This window comes from Kitasatospora sp. NPDC023120, from assembly GCF_055560835.1.
Genome location: NZ_JBVHHY010000026.1, coordinates 1 through 22,034 on the forward strand (window position 1 = coordinate 1; position 22,034 = coordinate 22,034).

The following is a 22,034-nucleotide window of genomic DNA, read 5'->3' on the forward strand; positions in this document are numbered from 1 at the left end:
TCCGCAAAACAGACACCACGAAGCCGCCGCCGGAGAAGAAGACAAAGAAGTCCAGCACCCCTCGACCTCGCCGCACAGGTTAAAGATCAAGCTAGAAGACCGAGCAGCCGGAGAGGGTGGTCAGGGTGTCCAGGGCGGTGACCGCGGCGACGGAGTTGCCGGCCTGGTCGAGGCGCGGGCCCCAGGCGCAGACGGCGGCGCGGCCGGGGAGTATGGCGAGGATGCCGCCGCCGACGCCGCTCTTGCCGGGGAGGCCGACGCGGAAGGCGAACTCGCCGGCGGCGTCGTAGGTGCCGCAGGTGAGCAGGACGGCGTTGATGCGCTTGGCCTCGCTGCGGGACATCAGGTGGGTGCCGTCGGCCCGCACGCCGTAGCGGGCGAGGAAGGAACCGGCCAGGACGAGGTCGCGGCAGCTGGCGGTGAGGGCGCAGTGGGCGTAGTAGTGCTCCAGGACGGTCTCGACCGGGTTCTCCAGGTTGCCGTGGCTGGCGATGAAGTGGGCCAGCGCGGCGTTGCGGTGCCCGTGCGCGGCCTCGGAGGCGGCGACCACCGGGTCGCTGTCGAGCTCCGGGTTGCCGGACTCGCGGCGCAGGAACTCCCGTACCGCGCCGGAGGCGTCGCCGGTCATGGTCTGCAGGCGGTCGGTGACCACCAGGGCGCCCGCGTTGATGAAGGGGTTGCGCGGGATGCCGTGCTCGGTCTCCAGCTGCACCAGGGAGTTGAACGGGTTGCCGGACGGCTCGCGGCCGACGCCCCGCCAGAGCGAGTCACCGCCGTAGGCGACCGCGAGCGCCAGGGAGAACAGCTTGGACACGCTCTGGACGGAGAACGGCTGCTCCCAGTCCCCGACGCCGTACAGCTCGCCGTCGATGGTGGCGACGGCCATGCCGAAGGCCTCCGGGTCGGCACTGGCGAGGGCCGGGATGTAGTCGGCGACCCGGCCCTGGCCCCGGGTCGCCCGGGCGGCCGTCTCCGCGGCCGCCAGCAGCACGGGCCAGTCCAGGCTCTCCCCGCCGGGCACACCGTTCAACGTTCTTCCTCCACCGACAACACCGAGTACGGACACCGGACACCGGACGCGAGACGCGAGACGCGAGACGCGAGTCGCGACCGGGACCGGGCGCGAGCGGCGTCCCGGTCCGACCAGGATTATGCGTGTTTCGGGCGGGTGGTTCGGTACGGGGGTGGGCGCAGCCGGGTCAGGGGGCGTCGGCGGGAGTGCCGGTGGGGGCCGGGACGGGCGGGCCGGTGAGCAGGGTGCCGGTGTCGGAGTAGGGCCGGCCGTTGGGCACGCAGCCGTGCAGGCCCTTGATCTGCTGCATCATCACCGGCGCCGGGGCGCCCGGCGCGGGGCAGTCGACGTGGCCGTTGCCGAGGATGTGGCCGACCTCGTGGTTGACCGCCAGCGCGTGGTAGAGCTCGGGCTCGCCCCGGTAGAACTCGGACAGCTCGGTCCAGCGCTTGAGGTTGATCACCACCTGGTGGGTGACGCCGCAGTTGACCCAGCCGCCGGTGTCCAGCCCGTACTGGCCGCAGATCCGGTCGGTGGACTGCGGGGTGGCCAGGTAGACGGTGAAGTCCACCGGGTCGGCGGGCACGCGCTGGAAGGAGGCCGTGCCGCCGGCGGCCCAGCCGCCCCGGACGTCGCCGAGGACGGCGTCCACCTCGGCGGCGAACTGCTCCGGGCTCTCGGCGATGCCGTTCTCCACCCGCACCTTGTAGCGGTACAGGTGCTCGCCGGTGCCGAAGCGGGCGGAGCCGCCGGGGGCGGTGGTGAACGCGAGCGGGGCCGGGCCGTCGTCGCGCCACGGCTGCCACCACAGCAGGCCGGCCGTCAGGGCGGCGACCACGGCGAGGGCGAGCGCGCCGTGCCAGGGCTTGCGGGGGAGAAGGCTTCCGGCGCGGAGGTTTCCGGGGCGCAGACGGGTGAGCGCCCTCAACGGGCGGTCCCGGTGGGGAGGCCGGGGGCGGTGGTGTCCGGTCGGGCGGGTATCGGGGCCAGGGTGGGCATGGTGGCACGGCTCCAGGGCGGTATGGACGGGGACGTACCCGGAGGAACGGGCGGGGGCGGGGTCACAGTTCAGGGGGCCCGTCGGATGCGGGGCGCGTCCGGTTCCCGGAACCGCTCGAAGGTGTCACCCGTACGGCGTGTCCCTGGGGTCGGGCGCCGGATTCAGGTGGGGTGGTGCCGGTCGATCCGTTCCCCGCGCACCTTGTTGGAGGCACCGCCATGTCCACTACCGCCGTCTTCACCGTCGACGGGATGAGCTGCGGGCACTGCGAGAGGACGGTCAGCGCCGGCCTCTCCGCCCTGCCGGGCGTCACCGACGTCGTCGCCGACGCGCGGAGCGGGCGCGTCACCGTGGCCTCCGCGCAGCCGCTGGACGAGGACGCGGTGCGCGGTGTGGTCGACGGGGCCGGGTTCACGTTCGTCGGCCTGGTCTGAGGGCCTGACGGAGACGGGCGGCGGGGTCCGTCGCGCCCCGCCGCCCGTCGTCACACGGCTCAGCCCATGCTCTTCGCGCCGTCCAGGGACTCCCGGATGATGTCGGCGTGGCCCGCGTGCTGGGCGGTCTCCGCGACGACGTGCAGCAGCACCCGGCGGGCCGACCACTCGGCGTCCGCCTCGAACCACGGGGCCTTCGGCAGCGGCTGGGTGGCATCCAGGTCGGGCAGGGCGGCCACCAGCTCGTCCGTCCGGCGCGCCACCTCCTCGTACGCGGCCAGGACGCCGGCCAGCGTCTCCCCGGGCAGCATGCGGAACTCGTCCGCGCGGCGGGCGAAGTCCTCCTCGGTCCAGGTGGTGAAGTCGGGCATCGCCGACGGCCCGGCCACGATGAACTCCGCCCAGAGCCGCTCGACCGTGGTCACGTGCTTGATCAGGCCGCCCAGGCACAGCGTGCTCGCGGTGGTCCGCAGGCCGGCCTGCTCGTCGGTGAGGTCGCGGGTGGTGAAGCGCAGGAAGTGCCGCTGCTTCGCCAGCGCCACCAGGAGATCGGCGCGCTCGCCGGTGGGGACGGGGGTGGTGGCGGCGTCGGTCGTGGTGGTGGTCGTGGTCATGGCTCCGGCCTTCCGTTCGGTTCCTGCTCTCTCGGACAAGACCAACACTACGGACCATTGCGGTCACTTCCTGTCCTGAATTCCGAGGAGAATCGGAGGCATGGCGAACACCAGCACCCGGACGCTGCGACTGCTCTCCCTGCTCCAGACCCACCGGTACTGGCCCGGTGACGAACTGGCCGACCGGCTCGGCGTCTCCGTCCGCACCCTGCGCCGCGACATCGACCGGCTGCGCGAACTCGGCTACCCCGTCGAGGCGCAGCGCGGCGTCGACGGCGGGTACCAGCTGGCGGCGGGCGCGGCGCTGCCGCCGCTGGTCATCGACGACGAGGAGGCGGTGGCCCTCGCGGTCGGCCTGCAGGCAGCCGCGGAGAGCCCGGTGGAGGGCGTCGCCGAGGCCTCGGTACGGGTGCTGGCGAAGGTGGTCCAGGTGATGCCGGCCCGGCTGCGCCGCCGGGTGGAGGCGCTGCGGGCGGTGACCGTCCCGGTCGACTGGGGCAGCCGGGCGGGCGCAGGCGTCGACCCGGACATCCTCACCGTGGTGGCCCTCGGCTGCCGCGACGGCGAACGGCTGCGCTTCGCGTACACCGCCGCCGACGGGCGCGGTACGGAACGGCACGTCGAACCGCACCGGCTGGTCTGCCTCCACCGCCGCTGGTACCTCGTCGCCTACGACCTCGACCGCGCCGACTGGCGCAGCTTCCGCCTCGACCGGCTGACCGCCCCGCAGGGCAGCGGCGCCCGCTTCGCCCCGCGTACCCTCCCGGCCGCCGACGCGGCGGAGTTCGTCCGCGCGGGCCTCAACGGGATGCCGCGCCCGCACCGGGTGGAGGCACTGGTCGACGCGCCGGCCGACTTCGTCCACGCCCGGGTCGGCCGCTGGGGCACGGTCGAGCCCGTCGCCCCCGGCCGCTGCCGGCTCCTCATGACCGCCGACTCCCTCGACTGGCCCGCCATGGCCCTGGGGTCGCTGGGCGCCGAGTTCGAGGTGGTCGGCCCGCCCGGGCTGCGCACGCTGCTGGCGGACTGGAGCACCCGCTTCGGGCGGGCGGCCGCAGCGGGGGAGGGGGCGGGGGAGGGGGCGGGAGAGGCGGAGGCGGGGACGGAGTAGGAAGTCGGCCCGGTCGACTTCCTACTCCGGGGCTTCGGGGCTTCGGGGCTGCGGGACGCTGTGGGCTGCCGGCTCCGGGCTACGGGGCGATGGCGTCGAGGGTGGCCCGCAGGCGGGTGAGGGCGGGCCGGAGGTCGGCGAGCGGGGGTGTGGCGAGGGCGAGGCGGATGGCGTTGGGGTGGTGGGGGGTGGTGGCGAAGGCGTCGGCGGTGGAGATCAGGATGCCCTCGGCGGCGAGCGCGTCCGCCACGTAGTCGGGGCGCTGGTGGGGTTCGAGGGCGAGCCAGAGGATGTACGAGGTGGGGTGGGCGGTGGTGGCCAGCCCGGCGAGCGCGGTGCGGGCGATGGACTGGCGGGCGGCGGCGTCCGCGCGGCGCTCCCCCTCCAGGCGGGCGACCGTGCCGTCCGCCAGCCAGCCGGTGGCGAGGGCGGTGATCAGACCGGGCGCGCCCCAGGCCGCCGTGCGCAGGTGGGTGGTCGCGGCCCGCAGCAGGCGGCCGGGCAGGACGGCGAAGCCGAACCGCAGCCCGGGCGCCACATTCTTGGACAGCCCGGCGACGTAGCAGGTGTGCTCGGGCGCGAGGGCGTGCAGCGGCGGGGGCGGCGCGCTCTCCAGGAAGGCGTACGTGCCGTCCTCGATCAGCGTGCAGCCGTGCTCCGTGGCCAGCCCGGCCACGCGGCTCCGCTGCGCCCGGTCGAGCACCCAGCCCAGCGGGTTGTGGACGGTCGGCACGGTGTACACCGCGCGCACCGGACGCGTGCGGCAGAGCCGGTCCAGCGCGTCGAGGTCCGGTCCCGCCGGGGTGACCGAGACGGGCGCCAGGTCGAGCCCGTGCGCGGCGGCGAGCAGCTTGACGCCGGGGTAGCTGAGCGCGTCCACGGCGAGGACGTCCCCGGGCCGGGTGAGGGTGCGCAGGACGCAGTCCAGCGCCTGCTGCGCCCCGTTGGTCAGCAGCACGTTCTCGGGCGCGGTGTCGACGCCGCGGTCCAGGAGGTACGTGGCAACGGCGGCCCGGTCGTGCCGGTGGCCGCCCGGCGGGTGCTGGCGCAGCAGGGCCTCGGCGTCACCGGAGGAGGCGAGGGCGCGCAGGGCCTGCCGCAACAGGTCGCCCTGGTCGGGGGAGAGCGGCTGGTTGAAGGAGAGGTCTGCCACCCGGGGCACCGGGAGCGTGCGGGAGGGTTCGAGACCGTCGTAGCCGGTGCGCACCCGGACGAAGGTGCCCCGGCCCTGTTCGCCCACCACCAGCCCGGCGGCCGCCAGTTCGGCGTACACCCGGGTGGCGGTGGCGAGGGCGACCCGCCGCTCGCGGGCGAGGGCGCGGTGGGTCGGCAGCCGGGTGCCCGCCGGGAGCGCGCCGGAGCGGATCGCGGTCGCGTACTCGTCGACGATGGCCTTGTAGGAGGGCGGTCGCACGGGTCACCTGCCGTTCCTGGGTGTGGCGTGCGCAGGAGTGTATCCAGGACAATAACTGGATTGTCCTGGACGGGTGTTCCTAGTCTCGGAGTGTCCGGCGGCGAGGCCAGGAACGGAGCACACGCCCATGACCATCCGCAGCGAGCGGGACGAGCAGGTCGTCACCGTCACCATCGACCGGGAGAAGAAGCTCAACGCCCTCGACTACCCGACGATCGACGCACTGCTCGCCGAGCTGGACCGCATCGACGCTGACGACACCGTCCGTGCGGTGATCCTCACCGGCGCCGGGCAGCGGGCGTTCAGCGCGGGCGCCGACATCCCGTCCCTGGCCGCCAGTCTCGCCGGCGGCCCCGAGCAGGCGCTGCGCGAGTTCGTCCGGCGCGGCCACACCCTCACCCGGCGGATCGAGGAGTTCCCCAAGCCGATCATCGTCGCGGTCAACGGCCTTGCGTACGGCGGTGGTTGCGAGGTCACCGAGGCCGCGCCGCTGGCCGTCGCCGCCGAGCACGCGACGTTCGCGAAGCCGGAGATCTCGCTCGGCTTCCCGCCGCCCTTCGGTGGCTCGCAGCGGCTGCCGCGCCATGTGGGCCGCAAGCGCGGTCTGGAGATGATCCTGACCGGCGACCCGATCCCGGCCGCCCGCGCCGCCGAGCTCGGCCTGGTCAACTCGGTCGTCCCGGCGAGTGAACTGCTGGACGCCGCCCGGGACTTGGCCGACCGGATCACCCGCTACGCACCCACCGCCGTGGCCGCCTGCCTGCGGGCCGTGACCCGGGGCGTCAACCTCCCGATCGATGAGGGGCTCGCGGTGGAGGCGGCGGCCTTCGCGGCGACCGTACCGACCGTGGGCGTACGGGAGGGCGTGCAGCGCTTCCTGGACCGCACCTCCGCCTCCCGCTGAGGGAGCGACGGTCGGCGGGACCGGCGGTGTCACCCGAGCCGACCCCCGTGGTTCGGGCGCACCGCCGGTCCCGCAGCATCACCTGTGTGCGTCGGACCGCCCCTCGGGCTCGCGGGTGCGACCGGGGGACGGGGCCGGGAGAGTGGCCTCGGCGGCGCAGTGGGCGGCGACGGTGTCGGCGAAGGCGCGGGCGAGCGGGCAGAGGTTGTCCCAGTCGCGGATGGCCCAGCCGGCGGTCAGGGCGGGCAGGTCGGGGAGCGGGAGCAGCCGCAGGCAGGGGTGGCCGGGGCCCTGCCACTGGGGGAGGGCGGGGACGACGGCGTGGCCGAGGCCGAGTTCGGCGAGCAGGATCGCGGTGTCCCAGTCCGCGACGCTGGTGTCGAAGACCGGCCTGATGCCCGACTTGCCCAGCCAGGCGTCGAGTTGGGAGCGGGCGACGGAGTTCTGCGGCAGCCCGATGAGTCGGGCGTCCTGGAGGTCGGCGGGTTCGATGCGGGCCCTGGCGGCGAGCGGGTCGCCCGCCGCGACGGCCAGCACCCACGGCAGCTCGACCGCCGGCCGCTGGTCGATGCCGCGGACCGGGGTGCCCAGGGTGATCCAGGCGAGGTCGACCCGACCGGCGGTGAGCGCCTCGAGGCAGAGGCGGCTGGAGACCTCGGTCTGGAACTCCAGGCTGACCTGCGGGAAGCGCCGCCGGAAGGCCACCACGGCCGCGGACATGAAGTGCCGGATACTGGTGGCGCCGGTGGTGATCCGGACGGATCCGCCCTCGCCGCGGGCGAGTTCGGCGATCCGGTGCAGCGCGTGGTCGATGCTGCCGAGCCCACTGGCCACGCCGGCCTGCAGCAGCCGCCCCGCCTTGGTGGGCACGACCCCGCGCGGGTGCCGCTCGATCAGCGGCAGACCGAGCTCCCGCTCGAGCCGCTTCACGTGCTGGCTGACCGCGGACTGGGTGCAGTGCAGGTCACGGGCGACCGCGCTGAGCGAGCCGGCCCGGCAGACCGCGGCGAAGACGCGGAGATCGTCGATGGTCACGGACACCCAAGGTAGCGGACACCCAAGGTATCGCTTGGAGGTATCCCAGCAAACCGGTGGATTGACTTGGGGGTTCGCCGGGCTCGATCATCGATTCCGGGCCCAGGGCGGCAACCCGCCCGCTGTCTCGCGGCGTTCCGGACGTCGAGGCGGGGCACGGGCGGGTGTCGACCCGCATCGATTCGATTCGCACATGTGCGGCGCAGGAGCAGGGGGAACGGAAATGCGGTACGCCGACGGTCCGGGTACGGTCTGCGAGATCTTCGTCCAGGCACCGGTGGAGCGGGTGTGGGAGCTGGTGACGGACATCCAGCTGCCCACCCGGCTCAGCCCGGAACTCCAGCGCGTCGCCTGGCTGGACGGCGCGGCCGGTGCGGACGGACCGGCCCTGGGTGCCCGCTTCGAGGGCCACAACCACCGCGCCGACATGCCCGATTGGCGGACGGTCTCCGAGGTCGTGGAGCTGACCGGCCCCGGCGAGCCCGCCGACCCGGCAAGCTCCCGCACGTTCGCCTGGGCCGTCATGGACGCGGACGGCCGCTACGGCGATCCCGTGTCCGAGGTGGCCGGCTCGCTGGCGCGCTGGCGCTTCGACCTGACCCCCGAGGAGAACGGCACCCGGCTGCGCCAGTCGGTGGTGATCGGCCCGGGCCGCAGCGGCGTCAGCGCCTTCATCGACGCCAGGCCCGAGGCCGAGGAGAAGATCGTCGACTTCCGCCTGGGCGAGCTGCGCAAGGGCATGACGGCCACCCTCGAAGGCATCAAGTCGCTGGCCGAGCAGGGGGAGTAGGTCCGCAGCACCGCGAAGTCCGCGGCCTGTTCGGCGGTCGCCATCAGCAGGGTGTTGGCGATCGCCAGGCAGGCCGTCACGACCCGCTGCAGCGGCTGAGCCCCAAGGAGCGGGAGGTGCTGGCCCTGATCGCGGAGGGGGCGCTCCAACGCCGCCATCGCGCGGCGGCTGGTGGTCACCGAGGCCACGGTGTCCACGCGGATCGCCGGCATCTTCACCAAGCTCGACCTGCCCCAGGCGCCGGGCGCGCCGGACGACCACCGGCGGGTGCTGGCGGTGCTGACCTACCTGGGTCCTGACGGGGCTCATGTTCGGGGGAAGGCGGCAGGTCTCCTCAGGTGTCGGTCGGGGGGGCGTGGGGGAGGCCCTCCTCGGCGTCGCGGAGAGCCGCGGCGATGGCGTGGAAGCCGCGGCATTCGGCGTGGGCGCGGGCGGTGGTGCCGTCGGCGTCGGGGAGCAGCGGGTCGGCGCCGTGGGCGAGGAGGACGGCGCCGATCTCACGGTGAGCGGGGCCGCCGTCGCCGAGCGGGATGGCTTCCAGGAGCGCGGTCCAGCCGAGGTCGTTGACGTGGTCGACGTCGATCGCGGTCTATCAGCACCAGCGCACCCCGCTCACCGAGCGGGCCCACCGGCTGCTGGCCCACGCCGTGACGCGCGGCACCCGGGCGGTGCGTGCCCATGTGGACGTGGCGCCCGCGTACGGGCTGGCCGGGGTGACCGGGCTCGCCGAGGTGCGGGAGCGACGTGACGGGGTGCTGGACGTCCAGCTGGTGGCCTTCCCGCAGCACGGCGTCCGGCGGATGCCCGGCACGGACGCGCTGCTCGCGGAGGCGGCGGCGAGCGGACTGATCGACGCCATCGGCGGGATCGACCCGGCGGGCTTCGATGCCGGCGCCGACGGCGGGGTCACGGATGGGGGCGCGGACGTCGAGGGGCCCGCGCAGCTGGACGTCCTGTTCGGGCTGGCCCAGCAGCACGGGCTGCCGCTCGACATCCACCTGCACGACCGGGGTGAGCGCGGCCTCGGCTCGGACGGCGTGCGGGACTCCTGGAGCCCGTACGGCAACGCCGACATGCTGCACCGCGCCCATCTGCTCGGCTGGACCACCGACGCCCGCACCGACGAGCAGCTCGCCGACTGCTGCGCCCTGGCGGCTGACGGCGGAGCCGAACTGCTCGGCCTGCCGCCGGTCGCCCCTCCCCGGCTCGCCGGCCGACTTCATGCTGGTGGCGGGCGAGTGCCTGCCGCAGGCGGTGATCGACCTGCCGCAGCGCGAACTGGTGGTCCGAGCCGGCCGGGTGGTCGCCCGCGACGGCCGGCTCACGGGCTGACCGGGTCCGACGCGGTCCGACGCAGGCCGACAACCCGGCCCGCGTCAGCCCTCGTTGACGAGACGGTGTGGATCAGCCCCCGTGGAGGCCCCGCGGAGGCCGCGTGGATCAGCCGTCGTTGACGAGCACCGCCGGGAGGTAGCCGGAGGATATGCCCAGCTTCCAGCCGTGCGCCTGGACGGCGAGTGCGGCGAGCGCGATCGGGACGACCGGGAGCAGGGTGCGGGGCCAGGCCGTCGCGGGTGTGCTGTTGCGGTGTCGGGCGAGGCGGGCGGCGAGGGCCTCCTCGAAGGCGGCTTGGTCGTCCTCCAGAAGGACCCGCAGTAGCTGCTGGTCCGGGCTCAGCCCGTCCGGCCTCGCCTCGGCCGCGGTGTCCAGCGCCTCGGCGGTGGCCGCGCGCTCCTCGGCCGTCGGTTTGCGCAGCGGGACGGGCCCGGGGGCGATCCAGGGCGACCGCTCCGTCGGCACGACGTAGAGGTAGGCGCCGAGCGCCGCCATCTCGGCGAGGGCGGCCGGGTCGGAGACGGAGGTGAGGTCCGAGTGGGGCAGACCGTTGCGGACCGCGGGCGCGTAGTCATCGGCGAGCAGCGGGCCGAGCATCCGCTCGCGGTCCCCGATCAGGCCGCTGATCACGCACATCGCGAAGGCCTCCACCCAGGTCTCCGCGGTGGGCGCGAAGTCGATGGTGGCGCCGAAGCGGATGGACTCGCTGTCCAGCGTCTCGCCGATGTACGGCAAGGGGACGTCGAAGTCGCCCCGGGGGAAGCAGCCGAGCTGGAGCACGCCGACCGCGCATTCGGCGGCCGTCCGCAGGGCCGCGCGGGCGTCGGCGCCGCCGAGCGTGGGGTCCTCCAGGGTGAGGGCGCCGAGGTGGTCGAGCAGGTCCTCGCCCATCGCGCGGACGGACTTGATGGTCAGTTCGTCCTCGATGTCGTACCAGTGGCCGAGGACCCGGCCGCGTACGTCCCCCAACGCGTCCCGGATCCGCTGGTGGACCACGGTGTGGCACGTCACTTCCACCACTTGCCAATGCCTCCCCGTCGGTGGCGCGGGCACCCGTCCCGCGTTCCTGTGCTGACGGAGAGGGACGCTAGCAGCGACCACTGACACTGATAGTGCTAACCGGGTCCCCGGTGCTCAGGGCCACAGGTGGGGCTGTTCGGGCCCGTGGCCGTGGCGTGGACAGGAGGCAGCAGATGGCGGACAGCGAAGGGCGAATAACGGTTGTCGGACAGCGGTGCGATGTCGGGGCGTCAGACGCCTGACGTCGGAACCCGGACGGCCCCCGCCCCGTACGGGGGTACGGGGCGGGGGCCGTCCGGTGTCCAGGTGCCGCGCGGAGCGCCGTCGGTCAGAGCGATTCCGCCCGGTGGGTGGGCTGCCCGTCCAGCACGGTGAGCAGGACGGGGAGGTCCGCCAGCTCGGTGGCCGGGGTGGTGAGCGGGTCGGCGGCAAGTACGGTGAGGTCGGCGCGGTGGCCGATCGTGATCCGGGCGGCCAGCTGCTCCTCGCCGGCCGCGTGGGCGGCGTTGACGGTCATCGCCCGTAGCGCCTCCAGGGCGGTGAGTGCCTGGCCGGGATTGTGCGGGGGCTGCGCGAGGTCGCGGCGGGGGCGGCGGTGACGGGCGCCCGCCATGACGCCGAGCGGCGGGTAGGGGGCGATCGGCCAGTCCGAGCCGAGGACGACGGTGGCACCCGCGTCCCACAGGCTTCCTCGACACCGTCAGCAACGTCCTCCAGCTGACCGTCGTCCTGCTTGGCCCCAGCACCGCGATCTACGCCACCGACATCCTGCTGCGCCGCAACCGCTACGACGGCCGCACGCTGGGCGACGAGACCACCGGCAGCCCCTACTGGTACCGCGCGGGCTTCAACCCCGCCGGTGCCGTCGCCCTCGTCGGCGGGGTGGTGAGCGCGGCCCTCTGCGTCGACACCCTCTACACCGGCCCGGTGGCTGCCCTGGTCGGCGTCGACCTGGCCCTGCCGGTCGGCATGGCCGTGGCGGCGGCCGCGTACGCCCTGCTGACGCGCCGCCGCGTGTGACCCGAGCCGGGGGCCGGCCCGTCGCCGCCCGTCACTGCCCGTCGTGGCTCGCTCGGGCCGGTGCAGGCGGCGGGCGGCCGGTGGTTCCGGATTGCCGGGGGGCGATGGACGGCCGGTGGGGGCGGGGCCGGCCGGTGGGGACGGGGGCGGCCGGAAAAGGAAACGGCAAGGAGATCGGAACTCCCTGCCACTACCAAGCTATAGCGCACCCGGGGGCTTGCGGCAAGGCCCCGGTCGTGCCGCAGAATCGACGGCCTGAAGGCCTTGACCTGCGGAAACGGGAGTCGTGAAATGCGCGTGCTGTTGACGACATGGGGATCGCGCGGAGATGTGGAACCGCTGGCGGGACTGGCGGCGGCACTGCAGGGGCTCGGTGCGGAGGCGCGGGTGTGCGCGCCGCCGGACGAGGAGTTCGTGGAACTGTTGGCACGGGTCGGCGTGCCGCTGGTGCCGCTCGGCCCGACGGTGCACTCGGTGGTCGCCGGCCCGAAGCCGCCGACGGCGCAGGACGCGTTCCGGCTCGCCCCCGAGCTGGTCGCCGCGCGCTTCGACGCGCTCACCGCGGCGGCCGAGGGCTGCGACGTGCTGCTGGCGACCGGCCTGATGCCGGCCGGCGCGCGGGACGTGGCCGAGCACCTCGGCCTCAGCTACGTGTTCGCGTGCTTCCACATCTTCGGGTTGCCGTCGCGGCACTTCCGGCCCGGGTCGCGGCCGGGCACGCCGTCGCCGACGGACGAGACCGACCACCGGGTGCTGTGGCAGCAGGACGCCCAGCGGGTGAACGGGCTGTACGGCGAGGCGCTCAACCGCCACCGGGCGGCGATCGGACTGCCACCGGTGGAGAACGTCCGCGACCACGTTTTCGCCGGTCGGCCGTGGCTGGCGGCGGACCCGACGCTCTGCCCGTCGCAGGGCATGACGGAGCTCGACCCGGTGCAGACCGGGGCGTGGATCCTGCCCGACGACCGCCCGCTGCCCGCCGACCTTGAGGCGTTCCTGGACGCCGGCGAGCCGCCCGTGTACGTGGGCTTCGGCAGCATGGCCGCGCACGCCCCGGAGGGCATCGCCCGGATCGCGACCGAAGCGGGCCGTGCACTCGGCCGCCGGGTCATCCTCGCGCGCGGCTGGGCCGGCCTGGCCGCGGTGGACGACCGGGACGACTGCCTGGTCATCGGCGAGGTCAACCAGCAGGCGCTGTTCCGTCGGGTGTCCGCCGTCGTCCACCACGGCGGGGCGGGCACCACGACGACGGCGGCCCTGGCCGGAGCACCCCAGGTGGTCGTCCCCCGCATCGCGGACCAGCCTTACTGGGCCGCCCGCGTTGCCGAGTTGGGCATCGGCGCAGCCCACCTCGACCCCGCGCCGACCGTCGGCTCCCTGTCCGCCGCGCTCGCCACGGCCCTGGCGCCCGAGACCGGCACCCGCGCGCGGGCCGTGGCCGGCACCATCCGCACCGACGGAGCGACGGTGGCTGCGAAGCTGCTGCTCGACATCGCCATCGGTGGGGAAGGGCAGCGCGGGTCCGTCTGAGCCCGGGCGGCGCCGGTGTCGGAGGAACGCCCTTGCGGGTTGGGTGAGTTCCGCTTCCGGATCACTCTCCGTTCGGTGGGAGGAGGGGTGTGTCAGCCTGCGCCGGGTCGTGGTCCGGCAGCGTTCCGGTGACTGGGCTCCGGGTGTCGGCGGTGTCGGTTAGGGTGCCCACCGGCGCGCCCGGTCACCGCAGACCGGCGCGGGGGGAGGGCGGCATGACCGACGGTGCGCGCGAGGGAGCCGCACGGGACGGCGACGGCATCCAGTGGCTCGCGGAGGTCGGCCGACCGGGCACCGGCCTTCCGGGAAAGGGCCGCTCCGACGCGGACGGTGAGGTCGGCGGCGTGGTCTTCGCCCGGGGGATCCCGCCCGAGGAACTCGCCCGCCGGATGGGCGCCGACCCGACCGCCGGGACGGAACCGATCAGCGGCACCGAGATCCGGGACCTGGACATCGAGGTCTACCGCCCGGGCGACGACGGTGACGGCGTGATCCGGGTCGGCGAGTGCGGCGGCTGGTCGTACGCGATCGAGTACGGCGACTCCACCGGCGGCGAGCTGCTCACCGAGATAGCGCGCGACGGTGTCGAGGTGGTCCACTTCCGCCCGATGCCCGAGCAGCCGCCGGCCCTGCTCGACTACGCCTACGACGGCGCGGTGCTGTGCGGCTTCGGCCTCGGCGAGGAACGCTGGCGCTGGGGCCAGGAGCCCGACCTGCTGGTGCCGGACCTGGTCGCCGCCGACGTCCTGGAGGCGGACGGCATCACCCCCAGCACCACCGCGGCCGACGGCGAGGCCGCCCACCGCCGCACCCTCCGCGCCGTCGAGCGCCGCTTCGGGCTGAGCCTGCCCCGAGCCGCCGTCGACGGTCTGCGCCTGCGGGCGTACGCCGTCCGCGGCACACCGGGGATGGCACCGCGGTGAGGCACGGGCGGCCGCCACGGCGGCGGTGGTGACGACGGTGACGGCCGCGGAGACGGCAAGCGTCGCGAACACCGAGAACACGACGGACATCACGGCCATGACGGGGCTCCCTCCCGAGCCCCACCGGCAGGGCCCTGATGACCGTCATCCTTGCGGGACATCCGCCCCCGCACATGTGCCGATCGGCAGGTTCCCGGGCGGGAATCTCGCTGAGGCCCCTGCCGATCGGCGGGTCGGCATCCTGGCGATCGGCAGGGTGCCGACCGCCGCCGGTTCTGAGCTGCCTGGATCTTGACCACCTGGAGCGGCAGCAACGGCTGCCCGATGAGCGCCCGGTGGTCGGAGAGGTGCCGGTGGACGGCGTCGATCACGGCCCAGTCGTCAGCCCGCAAACCAGCGCCGGAGCTGTCACGGGGGCCGGCGCCGGGCTCGTCTCCGGCTCCGCTGGTGTCGCTGCTCGACTCGCCCTCCGTACCGCAGTCCCGGTGCCCGTCGTTCCTGTGCCGTGGGCCGGCGGCGATAAGGGTGTCACCGGGCGGGGTGGTTGAACCCTCACTCGGGTGGCCGGTGGGAGGGTGGGCGGCGCGCGCCCCCCGTCCGGGGGTTCCGGCAGGCAGTGCGGGGTGTCGGCGCCTAGGGTCTGTGGTGCGTCGACCGGGCTGCGCGCCGGGCGTACGCCGTCCCGCTGTGCGCCGGGGTGACCAGCCGACCCGAGAGGTGGATCCGCCCCATGCACACCGTCGTCCGCGGCGCCGGAGCGCTCGGCCTGACCGCGTTGCTGCTCACCGCCGCCACCGGCTGCCAGGGCGGCAGCCCGTCCGCCGCCGAGCCCGCGCCCACCTCACCGGCCACCGGCGCCTCCGCGGCCGTCACCGGGCTCGCCGCCCAGAAGCCGGACTGGCACGCCTGCGCCGCCCCGAGTACCGTCCAGGGCGGCGGCACCGCACCCGCCGCGGACTGGCAGTGCGCCACCCTCAAGGCGCCGCTGGACCACGGCAAGCCGGACGGTGCGACGATCGACCTCGCGCTGATCCGCAGCAGGGCCAAGGACGAGCAGCACCGGATCGGCTCGCTGATCTTCAACTTCGGCGGCCCCGGCGCTTCCGGCGTGGCCGCGCTGCCCGCCCTCGCACCGACCTACGCCTCCCTCAACACCCGCTACGACCTGGTGAGTTTCGACCCGCGCGGGGTCGGCGCCAGCGCCGGGGTGATCTGCCTGGACGACCAGGCGATGGACGCCTCCGCGGCCGTCGACAGCACCCCCGAGAACCCGGCCGCGGTGAAGGCCCTGGACGACAGTACCGCCGGGTTCGTCGCCGCCTGCGAGCACAACTCGGGTGCGGTGCTGCCGTACGTGGACACCGAGAGCGCTGCCCGGGACATGGACCTGATGCGCCAGGTGCTGGGCGACCAGAAGCTCTCCTACTTCGGCATCAGCTACGGCACCCAGCTCGGCGGCGTCTACGCGCACCTGTTCCCGCAGGGGGTCGGCCGGCTGGTGCTGGACTCGGTGGTGGACCCGACCAAGGACCCGCAGCAGTCCGCGCTCGGCCAGGCCCAGGGCTTCCAACTCGCCCTCGACGACTTCATGAAGGCCTGCGCCGCCCAGGCCGGCAGCTCCTGCCCGACCGGCGCCGGCGGCGCGGAGGGCACCGCGAAGGTCGCCGCGCTGGTGCAGAAGCTGGAGCAGTCGCCGCTGCCCACCAAGGACGGGCGGCAGCTCACCGAGACGCTGGGCGTCACCGGCATCGCCGGAGCCCTCTACAGCCAGGAGACCTGGCCCGCGCTGGCCACCGGGCTCACCGAGGCGATGGAGCTGGGCACGGGCACCACACTGCTGCAGCTCGCCGACGGGCTGAACGGGCGCGACGCGCAGGGGCACTACAGCAACCTGAACGCCGCGAACCGGGCGATCAGCTGCGTGGACGCGCGGCAGCGCTACTCCGACCAGGACGTCCAGCAGCAGCTGCCGCAGTTCCGCACCGCGTCCCCGGTGTTCGGCGCCTTCACCGCGTGGGGCCTGACCGGCTGCACCGGCTGGCCCGTCCCGGGCAAGGGCGACCACCCGGAGGTCGCCGCTCCCGGTGCCGCCCCGATCCTGGTGGTCGGCACCACCGGCGACCCGGCCACCCCGGTCGAGGGCGCCCACACGATGGCGCAGCAGCTCGGCGCGGGCGTCGGCGTCACCGTCACGCTGCAGGGCGAGGGGCACGGCGGCTACAACACCGGCAACCCCTGCCTGAAGCGGACCGTGGACGCCTACCTGCTGGACGGCACGGTGCCGGCGGACGGGACGACCTGCAGCTGAGGGGTGCACGCACCCGCAAGTGGCCCAGCAGAACTGGTGCGGATTGGCTCTGTGGAGCGGTCCACTTCGTCGCTAGGCTCTTCGACGTGACGAACACCGAGACGAACACCGCGTCGCACGCGGCGACGAGCACCGAGACCGCCGAGACGGCGAAGAGCACCAAGGTCGACTTCTACTTCGACCCCGTCTGCCCGTTCGCCTGGATCACCTCCCGGTGGATCCTGGAGGTCGACCGCCAGCGCGAGCTCGACCTCACCTTCCGGGTGATGAGCCTGTCCGTCCTCAACGAGGGCCGCACCGACCTGCCCGAGCGCTACCAACGCCTGATGACCACCGGCTGGGGCCCGGTCCGGGTCTGCATCGCGGCCGCCGAGAAGTACGGCCTGCACGTGCTGCGCGACCTGTACACCGAGCTCGGCACCCGCTTCCACGACCAGGACCGGCCCGCCGACGACGCCGTCATCCGGGAGGCCCTGGTCGCGGCAGGCCTGCCCGAGGAGCTGGCCGAGGCGGCGAACAGCACCACGTACGACATCGCATTGCGCAAGAGCCACCACGAGGGCATGGACCCGGTCGGCGAGGAGGTCGGCACGCCGACCATCCACGTGGACGGCGTCGCCTTCTTCGGCCCGGTGCTGACCGCGATACCGCGCGGGGAGGACGCCGTACGGGTCTTCGAGGGGGTCCGGCTGCTGTCCGGGTACCCGAAGTTCTTCGAGCTCAAGCGGACCCGGACCGGCTCGCTCGACTTCTCCTGACTCCGCCGGGGGCCACTTCTCCTGACCCCACCGGGGCCGCCGACTCCGCCTCGGGGTGACCACCGTCTCCCTTCGGGCTCCCGTCCGGGCGCCGAGCGTCCGACCATGGAGACGGAGCCTCGGTGGCCCCCGAGAGGCGGTGAGCGTGGATGATCGTACGAATCCGGCTGCGCGCTGCTCCTCACCCTGCGACCCCGTCGGGCTCCGGTAGAAGCCCCGCCGGTCAGGACCCCGGCAAGGGCCCCGGCAAAGGCTCGGGCTGGGGCCCCGGCCGGCCCTCCGGCCCCGGTCAGCGCCTCGGCGCCGGGCAAGGCCCCAACCGCCGCCCCGCCCCCGGGGGCCCGGGCGCCCAGCCCCCGCCGCCCACCTGGCGCCGCTGGCTGCTGCCCGTCGCCGTCCTGGTGACGCTGCTCCTGCTGGTGCTGTTCTCCAACCCCGGCAAGCCCGGTACTCGCTACGGCTACACCGACTTCCTGAACCGGGTCGACAGCGGCCAGGTGCAGATGGTGGACGTCAGCGACACCGGCGGGGTGAGCGGCACGCTGAAGGACGGCACCCACTTCACCAGCCAGATCCCCACCGCCCTGGACACCTCCCAGCTCAGCCGGGCGCTCAGCGACCAGCACGTGACCGTCAACGGCACCCGCTCCAGCGGCGGCAGCTCGCTGTGGTCCACGCTGCTGCTGTTCCTGCCGCTGCTGCTCTTCGGCGGGCTCTTCCTCTGGTCGGGCCGGATGGCCGCCCGCTCGCTGGGCGGTGGACTGAGCGCCATCGGCCGCTCCCGGGCGAAGATCATCGAGGCCGAGCGGCCCGCCACCAGGTTCGCCGACGTGGCCGGGTACGAGGGGGTGAAACAGGAGGTCAGCGAGGTGGTCGACTTCCTGCGCAGCCCGGAGCGCTACGCCGCCGCCGGGGCCAAGGGGCCGCGCGGGGTGATCATGGTGGGGCCGCCGGGCACCGGCAAGACCCTGCTGGCCAGGGCCGTCGCGGGGGAGGCCGAGGTGCCGTTCCTGTCCGTGACCGGCTCCGGCTTCGTCGAGATGTTCGTCGGCGTCGGCGCCTCCCGGGTCCGCGACCTCTTCGAGGAGGCTCGCAAGCGCGCGCCGTCGATCATCTTCATCGACGAGATCGACGCCGTCGGCGGCCGCCGGGCGGGCGGCACCCGGATCGGCGGCAACGACGAGCGCGAGCAGACCCTGAACCAGCTGCTCGCCGAGATGGACGGCTTCGACCAGAGCACCGGCATCGTCGTCATCGCCGCCACCAACCGGCCCGACGCCCTCGACCCGGCGCTGCTGCGCCCGGGCCGCTTCGACCGGCAGGTCACTGTGCCGCTGCCCAACCAGGCCGAACGGGCGGCCATCCTCGCCGTGCACACCCGGGGCAAGACCCTCGCCCCGGACGCCGACCTGGACCGGATCGCCCGCGGCACCCCCGGCTTCTCCGGCGCCGACCTCGCCAACCTGGTCAACGAGGCAGCGATCAACGCCGTCCGCGCCGATCGGGCCACCCTCACCGCCGACGACCTGGACGCCGCCCGGGACCGCGTGCTGCTCGGCCGCCGGGAGTCCTCTAACGCGCTGCTGCCCGATGAACGGCACGCCGTCGCCGTGCACGAGTCCGGGCACGCGCTGATGGCCGCGCTGTGCGAGCACGCCGACCCGGTCGCCAAGGTGACCATCCTCCCGGCGGGCGTCGCCCTCGGCGCCACCGAGCAACTGCCCGAGGCGGAGCGGCACCTGTACAGCGAGGGCTACCTCACCGATCTGATCACCGTCCAACTGGGCGGACGGGCAGCCGAGTTGGTGGTCTTCGGGGAGGGCTCCACGGGCGCCGCCAACGACCTCGCCAACGCCACCTCGGTCGCCACCCGGATGGTCCGCGAGTTCGGCCTCTCCCCGGAGCTCGGCCCGGTCGGCTACTCCAGCGGCAGCCCGCACTACCTCGGCGACAGCCCCGAGGACCTGCTGCGCCGCCCGTACTCCGAGCAGACCCAGCGCGCGGTGGACGAGGCGGTCGCGGGCCTGCTGCGACAGGCCGAGCGCCGGGCCGTCGGCCTGCTGACCGCACACCGGCACCACCTGGACGAGTTGGCGAGCCTGCTGGTCGCCCAGGAGACCGTGGACGGCCGAGTCGTGCTCGACATCCTGACCCACCCGGCATCGCCGGAGCCTCCGGAGCACTCGGAGCGCCAGGAACCGGCGGAGCACCCTGAGCGCCCGGAGCGCCAGGAACCGCCGCTGTCGCTGGACAAGCCCCGACCGCCGCTGGGCGAGCCCCGGCCGCCGAACACCTAAGGCGCGGGTGGCCGTTCGAAGAAGGTCTCCAGCACGACCGTCGCCTGCGTGCCGCTCACGCCCTCGATCGCGTAGAGCCGGCGCAGCACGTCCTGGAGCTGCTCGGTGGTCGCCGTCCGCACCTTGACCAGCACCGAGGCGCTGCCCGCGATGACGTGCGCCTCCTCGATCTCGGGGATCGCGGCGAAGGCCCGCGCCGAATCCCCCATCCAGGCCGAGGAGTCCACCATCACGAAGGAGAGCACCCCGAGCCCGAGGCTCTTCGGGTCGACCTCCACCGTGGTGCGGCGCACCACGCCGCGCTCGCGCAGCTTGCGCACCCGCTCGTGTGCCGCCGCCGTGGAGAGGCCCACGGCCTTGCCGAGGGCCGCGTACGGCTGCCCGGCGTCCTGCTGCAGCAGGACGAGCAGTGCGCGGTCGGTGTCGTCGAGGTTCTCGGAGGCCATGGTGGGACCATACCGCGTTCTGGCATACTCCAGGTCGTCGGAACAACATTCGGTCAATGACTACACGGGGTGGATGATGTCCGGTTCCATTGAGTTCGGACTGTACGAGATCCTGGACGACCGGTTCCGCCGGTGCGCCAACGGGGACGTCCGGCTGGAGAAGCTGTACGGGGACTGCCGCTGGGCCGAGGGCCCGCTCTACCTGCCCGCCTGGCGCCAGGTGGTCTGGAGCGACATCCCCAACGACCGCCTGCTGCGCTGGGACGAGGCCACCGGCGCCGTCGGGGTCTTCCGCTCCCCGGCCGGCCACCCCAACGGCAACACCCTCGACCGCGAGGGCCGGCTGATCAGCTGCGAGCAGGGCAACCGCCGGGTCACCCGCACCGAGCACGACGGCCGGATCACCGTCCTCGCCGACCGCTACCAGGGCAAGCGCCTCAACTCGCCCAACGACGCGGTCGTCCGCTCCGACGGCGCGATCTGGTTCTCCGACCCGGACTTCGGCATCACCAGCGACTACGAGGGCCACCTCGCCGAATCCGAGATCGGCGCCCGCAACGTCTACCGGATCGACCCGCACACCGGCGAGGTCCGACTGGCCGCCGACGGCTTCGACGGGCCGAACGGACTGGTCCTCTCGCTCGACGAGCGACAGCTCTACGTCAACGACAGCCGGGCCGGGCACATCCGGGTCTTCGACATCGGCGAGGACGGCGCCCTCACCGGCGACCGGATCTTCGTCAAGGGCGACGCCGGACCGTCGGGGCGGATCCGCTTCGACAACATCCGCTTCGACCGCGACGGCCGGCTCTGGGCGGCCGCGTTCGGGGACGGCGTCCACTGCTACGCGCCCGACGGCACGCTCATCGGCCGTATCCTCGTCCCCGAGCCCGTCTCCAACCTCACCTTCGGCGGCCCGAAGAACAACCGTCTGTTCATCACGGCCACCACCTCGCTGTACTCCCTGGTGACGTCGATGACGGGCACCCACCGCGTCGCCCGCCCCGGCGTCGCCAGGCCCGGCACCGCCGGCCACCGCGTCGCCCGCCCCGAGGAGTCGGAATGACCGAGCCCCTGACCGCCGACCTCCAGCGGGAGATCGCCCTCGCCCTCGGGGTCGCGCCCGTCCCCGACCCGCTGCGGGAGGCCGAGCGCCGGGTGGCCTTCCTGGCCGAGCAGCTGCGGGCCGCCGGGGCGCGCACCCTCGTCCTGGGCATCAGCGGCGGCGTCGACTCCACCACCACCGGGCGGCTCTGCCAACTCGCCGTCGAGCGGCTGCGCGCCGAGGGCCACCGGGCCTCCTTCTGCGCGATGCGGCTGCCGTACGGGGTGCAGGCGGACGAGGAGGACGCGCAGCGGGCGCTCGCCTTCATCGAGCCGGACGAGCTGCTGACCGTCGACGTCAAGCCCGCGACCGACGCGGCCCTGGACGCCCTGCTCGCCGCGGGGCTGACCTTCGCCGACCACGCCCACGAGGACTTCGTGCGCGGCAACGTCAAGGCCCGCCAGCGGATGGTGGTCCAGTACGCGGCGGCCGGCGCCAACGGCGGCCTGGTCGTCGGGACCGACCACGCGGCGGAGGCGGCCGTCGGCTTCTTCACCAAGTACGGCGACGGCGCCGCCGACGTGATGCCGCTCTCCGGACTGACGAAGCGTCAGGTGCGGTCGATCGCCGAGGCGTTGGGGGCGCCGGCCGAACTGGTCAAGAAGACCCCGACCGCCGACCTGGAGAACCTCACCCCCGGCCGCCCCGACGAGGAGGCGCTCGGCGTCAGCTACGACGCCCTGGACGACTTCCTCGAGGGCCGCCCGGTCGGCGAGGACGTCGCCACCACCGTCCTCGGCCACTACCGCCGCACCGAGCACAAGCGCGGCCTGCCGATCGTCCCGGGCCGGGAGTGAGGCCCCGGAACGACCGTGCGGCCGGAGCCGCCCTCGGCGCCGCGGTGGGCGACGCCCTCGGCGCCCCGTACGAGTTCGGCCCGGCGGGCGCCTTCTCCGCCAGGTCGCCGACGCCTTCCTGCAGGGCGCGCTGCCGCTGGCGCTGAGCCGTCCGCGCGCGGAGCGCCCGGCGCTGATCGGC

The 22,034-nt window shown here is 74.1% G+C and carries 18 protein-coding genes and 5 pseudogenes; 14 read left to right on the plus strand and 9 right to left on the minus strand.

What is annotated here, in order from left to right; genetic code table 11:
- Positions 1–91: 91 nt before the first annotated feature.
- Together ACZ3TI_RS31345 and ACZ3TI_RS31350 are read right to left on the minus strand one after the other, a co-directional pair.
- Positions 92–1,003: a glutaminase gene (locus tag ACZ3TI_RS31345; RefSeq protein ID WP_465732366.1), complete on the minus strand. Its 912-nt coding sequence runs from the start codon at positions 1,001–1,003 to the stop codon at positions 92–94.
- 196 nt (positions 1,004–1,199) lie between these two features.
- Complete coding sequence (locus ACZ3TI_RS31350; protein WP_465732170.1) at positions 1,200–1,940, minus strand: DUF3152 domain-containing protein; 741 nt, start codon at positions 1,938–1,940, stop codon at positions 1,200–1,202.
- A gap of 290 nt (positions 1,941–2,230) precedes the next feature.
- Between ACZ3TI_RS31350 and ACZ3TI_RS31355 the strand changes: the two genes are divergently transcribed.
- On the plus strand, positions 2,231–2,446 hold the full coding sequence (locus ACZ3TI_RS31355; protein WP_465732172.1) for a heavy-metal-associated domain-containing protein: 216 nt from the start codon (positions 2,231–2,233) through the stop codon (positions 2,444–2,446).
- A 59-nt stretch (positions 2,447–2,505) separates the two neighbouring features.
- Here the strand turns inward: ACZ3TI_RS31355 and ACZ3TI_RS31360 are convergent, their stop codons facing one another.
- Positions 2,506–3,060, minus strand: a complete 555-nt coding sequence (locus ACZ3TI_RS31360; protein WP_465732174.1) for a DinB family protein — start codon at positions 3,058–3,060, stop codon at positions 2,506–2,508.
- A gap of 100 nt (positions 3,061–3,160) precedes the next feature.
- Between ACZ3TI_RS31360 and ACZ3TI_RS31365 the strand changes: the two genes are divergently transcribed.
- Positions 3,161–4,171 carry a helix-turn-helix transcriptional regulator gene (locus ACZ3TI_RS31365; protein WP_465732176.1) on the plus strand — a complete coding sequence of 337 codons (1,011 nt, stop codon included), beginning with the start codon at positions 3,161–3,163 and terminating at the stop codon, positions 4,169–4,171.
- 79 nt (positions 4,172–4,250) lie between these two features.
- Here ACZ3TI_RS31365 and ACZ3TI_RS31370 read toward each other — a convergent pair whose 3' ends face one another.
- Positions 4,251–5,585 carry an aminotransferase-like domain-containing protein gene (locus ACZ3TI_RS31370; protein WP_465732178.1) on the minus strand — a complete coding sequence of 445 codons (1,335 nt, stop codon included), beginning with the start codon at positions 5,583–5,585 and terminating at the stop codon, positions 4,251–4,253.
- A gap of 127 nt (positions 5,586–5,712) precedes the next feature.
- Between ACZ3TI_RS31370 and ACZ3TI_RS31375 the strand changes: the two genes are divergently transcribed.
- Positions 5,713–6,489: a crotonase/enoyl-CoA hydratase family protein gene (locus ACZ3TI_RS31375; RefSeq protein ID WP_465732180.1), complete on the plus strand. Its 777-nt coding sequence runs from the start codon at positions 5,713–5,715 to the stop codon at positions 6,487–6,489.
- 78 nt (positions 6,490–6,567) lie between these two features.
- On the opposite strand, the gene ACZ3TI_RS31380 is transcribed toward ACZ3TI_RS31375, so the two are convergent.
- Positions 6,568–7,524 carry a LysR family transcriptional regulator gene (locus ACZ3TI_RS31380; RefSeq protein ID WP_465732182.1) on the minus strand — a complete coding sequence of 319 codons (957 nt, stop codon included), beginning with the start codon at positions 7,522–7,524 and terminating at the stop codon, positions 6,568–6,570.
- A gap of 223 nt (positions 7,525–7,747) precedes the next feature.
- On the opposite strand from ACZ3TI_RS31380, the gene ACZ3TI_RS31385 reads away from it, so the two are divergent.
- Positions 7,748–8,314, plus strand: a complete 567-nt coding sequence (locus ACZ3TI_RS31385; protein WP_465732184.1) for an SRPBCC family protein — start codon at positions 7,748–7,750, stop codon at positions 8,312–8,314.
- A 74-nt stretch (positions 8,315–8,388) separates the two neighbouring features.
- Positions 8,389–8,605 (plus strand): annotated as a pseudogene (locus ACZ3TI_RS31390) (helix-turn-helix domain-containing protein); the annotation flags it as partial.
- A 43-nt stretch (positions 8,606–8,648) separates the two neighbouring features.
- Here ACZ3TI_RS31390 and ACZ3TI_RS31395 read toward each other — a convergent pair.
- Positions 8,649–8,903: pseudogene (locus tag ACZ3TI_RS31395) on the minus strand (ankyrin repeat domain-containing protein); the annotation flags it as partial.
- On the opposite strand from ACZ3TI_RS31395, the pseudogene ACZ3TI_RS31400 reads away from it, so the two are divergent.
- A pseudogene (locus tag ACZ3TI_RS31400) lies at positions 8,896–9,646 on the plus strand (amidohydrolase family protein); the annotation flags it as partial. The pseudogenes ACZ3TI_RS31395 and ACZ3TI_RS31400 overlap by 8 nt on opposite strands.
- A gap of 108 nt (positions 9,647–9,754) precedes the next feature.
- On the opposite strand, the gene ACZ3TI_RS31405 reads toward ACZ3TI_RS31400, so the two are convergent.
- Together ACZ3TI_RS31405 and ACZ3TI_RS31410 are read right to left on the minus strand one after the other, a co-directional pair.
- Positions 9,755–10,669 carry an immunity 49 family protein gene (locus ACZ3TI_RS31405; RefSeq protein ID WP_465732186.1) on the minus strand — a complete coding sequence of 305 codons (915 nt, stop codon included), beginning with the start codon at positions 10,667–10,669 and terminating at the stop codon, positions 9,755–9,757.
- Between the two features lie 328 nt (positions 10,670–10,997).
- Positions 10,998–11,369 (minus strand): annotated as a pseudogene (locus ACZ3TI_RS31410) (amidohydrolase family protein); the annotation flags it as partial.
- Between ACZ3TI_RS31410 and ACZ3TI_RS31415 the strand changes: the two are divergent.
- From ACZ3TI_RS31415 to ftsH, 6 genes and pseudogenes are all read left to right on the plus strand, one after another.
- Positions 11,357–11,689, plus strand: a pseudogene (locus ACZ3TI_RS31415) (nitrate reductase); the annotation flags it as partial. The pseudogenes ACZ3TI_RS31410 and ACZ3TI_RS31415 sit on opposite strands and share 13 nt — an antisense overlap.
- A 291-nt stretch (positions 11,690–11,980) precedes the next feature.
- A complete protein-coding gene (locus ACZ3TI_RS31420) occupies positions 11,981–13,219 on the plus strand; it encodes a glycosyltransferase (protein WP_465732188.1) in 1,239 nt (412 codons plus the stop codon).
- 215 nt (positions 13,220–13,434) lie between these two features.
- Positions 13,435–14,142, plus strand: a complete 708-nt coding sequence (locus ACZ3TI_RS31425) for a DUF6461 domain-containing protein (protein WP_465732190.1) — start codon at positions 13,435–13,437, stop codon at positions 14,140–14,142.
- Positions 14,143–14,872: 730 nt separating this feature from the next.
- Positions 14,873–16,450: an alpha/beta hydrolase gene (locus ACZ3TI_RS31430; RefSeq protein ID WP_465732192.1), complete on the plus strand. Its 1,578-nt coding sequence runs from the start codon at positions 14,873–14,875 to the stop codon at positions 16,448–16,450.
- Positions 16,451–16,536: 86 nt separating this feature from the next.
- Positions 16,537–17,208, plus strand: a complete 672-nt coding sequence (locus tag ACZ3TI_RS31435) for a mycothiol-dependent nitroreductase Rv2466c family protein (RefSeq protein WP_465732194.1) — start codon at positions 16,537–16,539, stop codon at positions 17,206–17,208.
- A 149-nt stretch (positions 17,209–17,357) separates the two neighbouring features.
- Entirely contained in the window at positions 17,358–19,505 is a 2,148-nt protein-coding gene (ftsH, locus tag ACZ3TI_RS31440) for an ATP-dependent zinc metalloprotease FtsH (RefSeq protein ID WP_465732196.1), read from the plus strand.
- Here the strand turns inward: ftsH and ACZ3TI_RS31445 are convergent.
- The gene (locus ACZ3TI_RS31445) at positions 19,502–19,951 is read right to left on the minus strand and encodes an Lrp/AsnC family transcriptional regulator (protein WP_465732198.1); all 450 of its coding nucleotides are present in this window, start codon (positions 19,949–19,951) and stop codon (positions 19,502–19,504) included. The two genes, ftsH and ACZ3TI_RS31445, sit on opposite strands and share 4 nt — an antisense overlap.
- Before the next feature lie 76 nt (positions 19,952–20,027).
- Here ACZ3TI_RS31445 and ACZ3TI_RS31450 point away from each other — a divergent pair, with 76 nt between their 5' ends.
- A complete protein-coding gene (locus ACZ3TI_RS31450; protein ID WP_465732200.1) occupies positions 20,028–21,017 on the plus strand; it encodes an SMP-30/gluconolactonase/LRE family protein in 990 nt (329 codons plus the stop codon).
- The gene (nadE, locus tag ACZ3TI_RS31455; protein WP_465732202.1) at positions 21,014–21,853 is read left to right on the plus strand and encodes an ammonia-dependent NAD(+) synthetase; all 840 of its coding nucleotides are present in this window, start codon (positions 21,014–21,016) and stop codon (positions 21,851–21,853) included. The genes ACZ3TI_RS31450 and nadE overlap by 4 nt, the downstream gene beginning before the upstream one ends.
- Positions 21,854–22,034 lie beyond the last annotated feature (181 nt).

Coding starts and splice junctions, on each gene's coding strand:
- ACZ3TI_RS31425 (WP_465732190.1), top strand. CDS start 13,435: ATGACCGACGGTGCGCGCGAGGGAGCCGCACGGGACGGCGACGGCATC.
- ACZ3TI_RS31360 (WP_465732174.1), bottom strand. CDS start 3,060: ATGACCACGACCACCACCACGACCGACGCCGCCACCACCCCCGTCCCC.
- ACZ3TI_RS31430 (WP_465732192.1), top strand. CDS start 14,873: ATGCACACCGTCGTCCGCGGCGCCGGAGCGCTCGGCCTGACCGCGTTG.
- ACZ3TI_RS31365 (WP_465732176.1), top strand. CDS start 3,161: ATGGCGAACACCAGCACCCGGACGCTGCGACTGCTCTCCCTGCTCCAG.
- ACZ3TI_RS31420 (WP_465732188.1), top strand. CDS start 11,981: ATGCGCGTGCTGTTGACGACATGGGGATCGCGCGGAGATGTGGAACCG.
- ACZ3TI_RS31375 (WP_465732180.1), top strand. CDS start 5,713: ATGACCATCCGCAGCGAGCGGGACGAGCAGGTCGTCACCGTCACCATC.
- ftsH (WP_465732196.1), top strand. CDS start 17,358: ATGATCGTACGAATCCGGCTGCGCGCTGCTCCTCACCCTGCGACCCCG.
- ACZ3TI_RS31450 (WP_465732200.1), top strand. CDS start 20,028: ATGTCCGGTTCCATTGAGTTCGGACTGTACGAGATCCTGGACGACCGG.
- ACZ3TI_RS31385 (WP_465732184.1), top strand. CDS start 7,748: ATGCGGTACGCCGACGGTCCGGGTACGGTCTGCGAGATCTTCGTCCAG.
- ACZ3TI_RS31445 (WP_465732198.1), bottom strand. CDS start 19,951: ATGGCCTCCGAGAACCTCGACGACACCGACCGCGCACTGCTCGTCCTG.
- nadE (WP_465732202.1), top strand. CDS start 21,014: ATGACCGAGCCCCTGACCGCCGACCTCCAGCGGGAGATCGCCCTCGCC.
- ACZ3TI_RS31355 (WP_465732172.1), top strand. CDS start 2,231: ATGTCCACTACCGCCGTCTTCACCGTCGACGGGATGAGCTGCGGGCAC.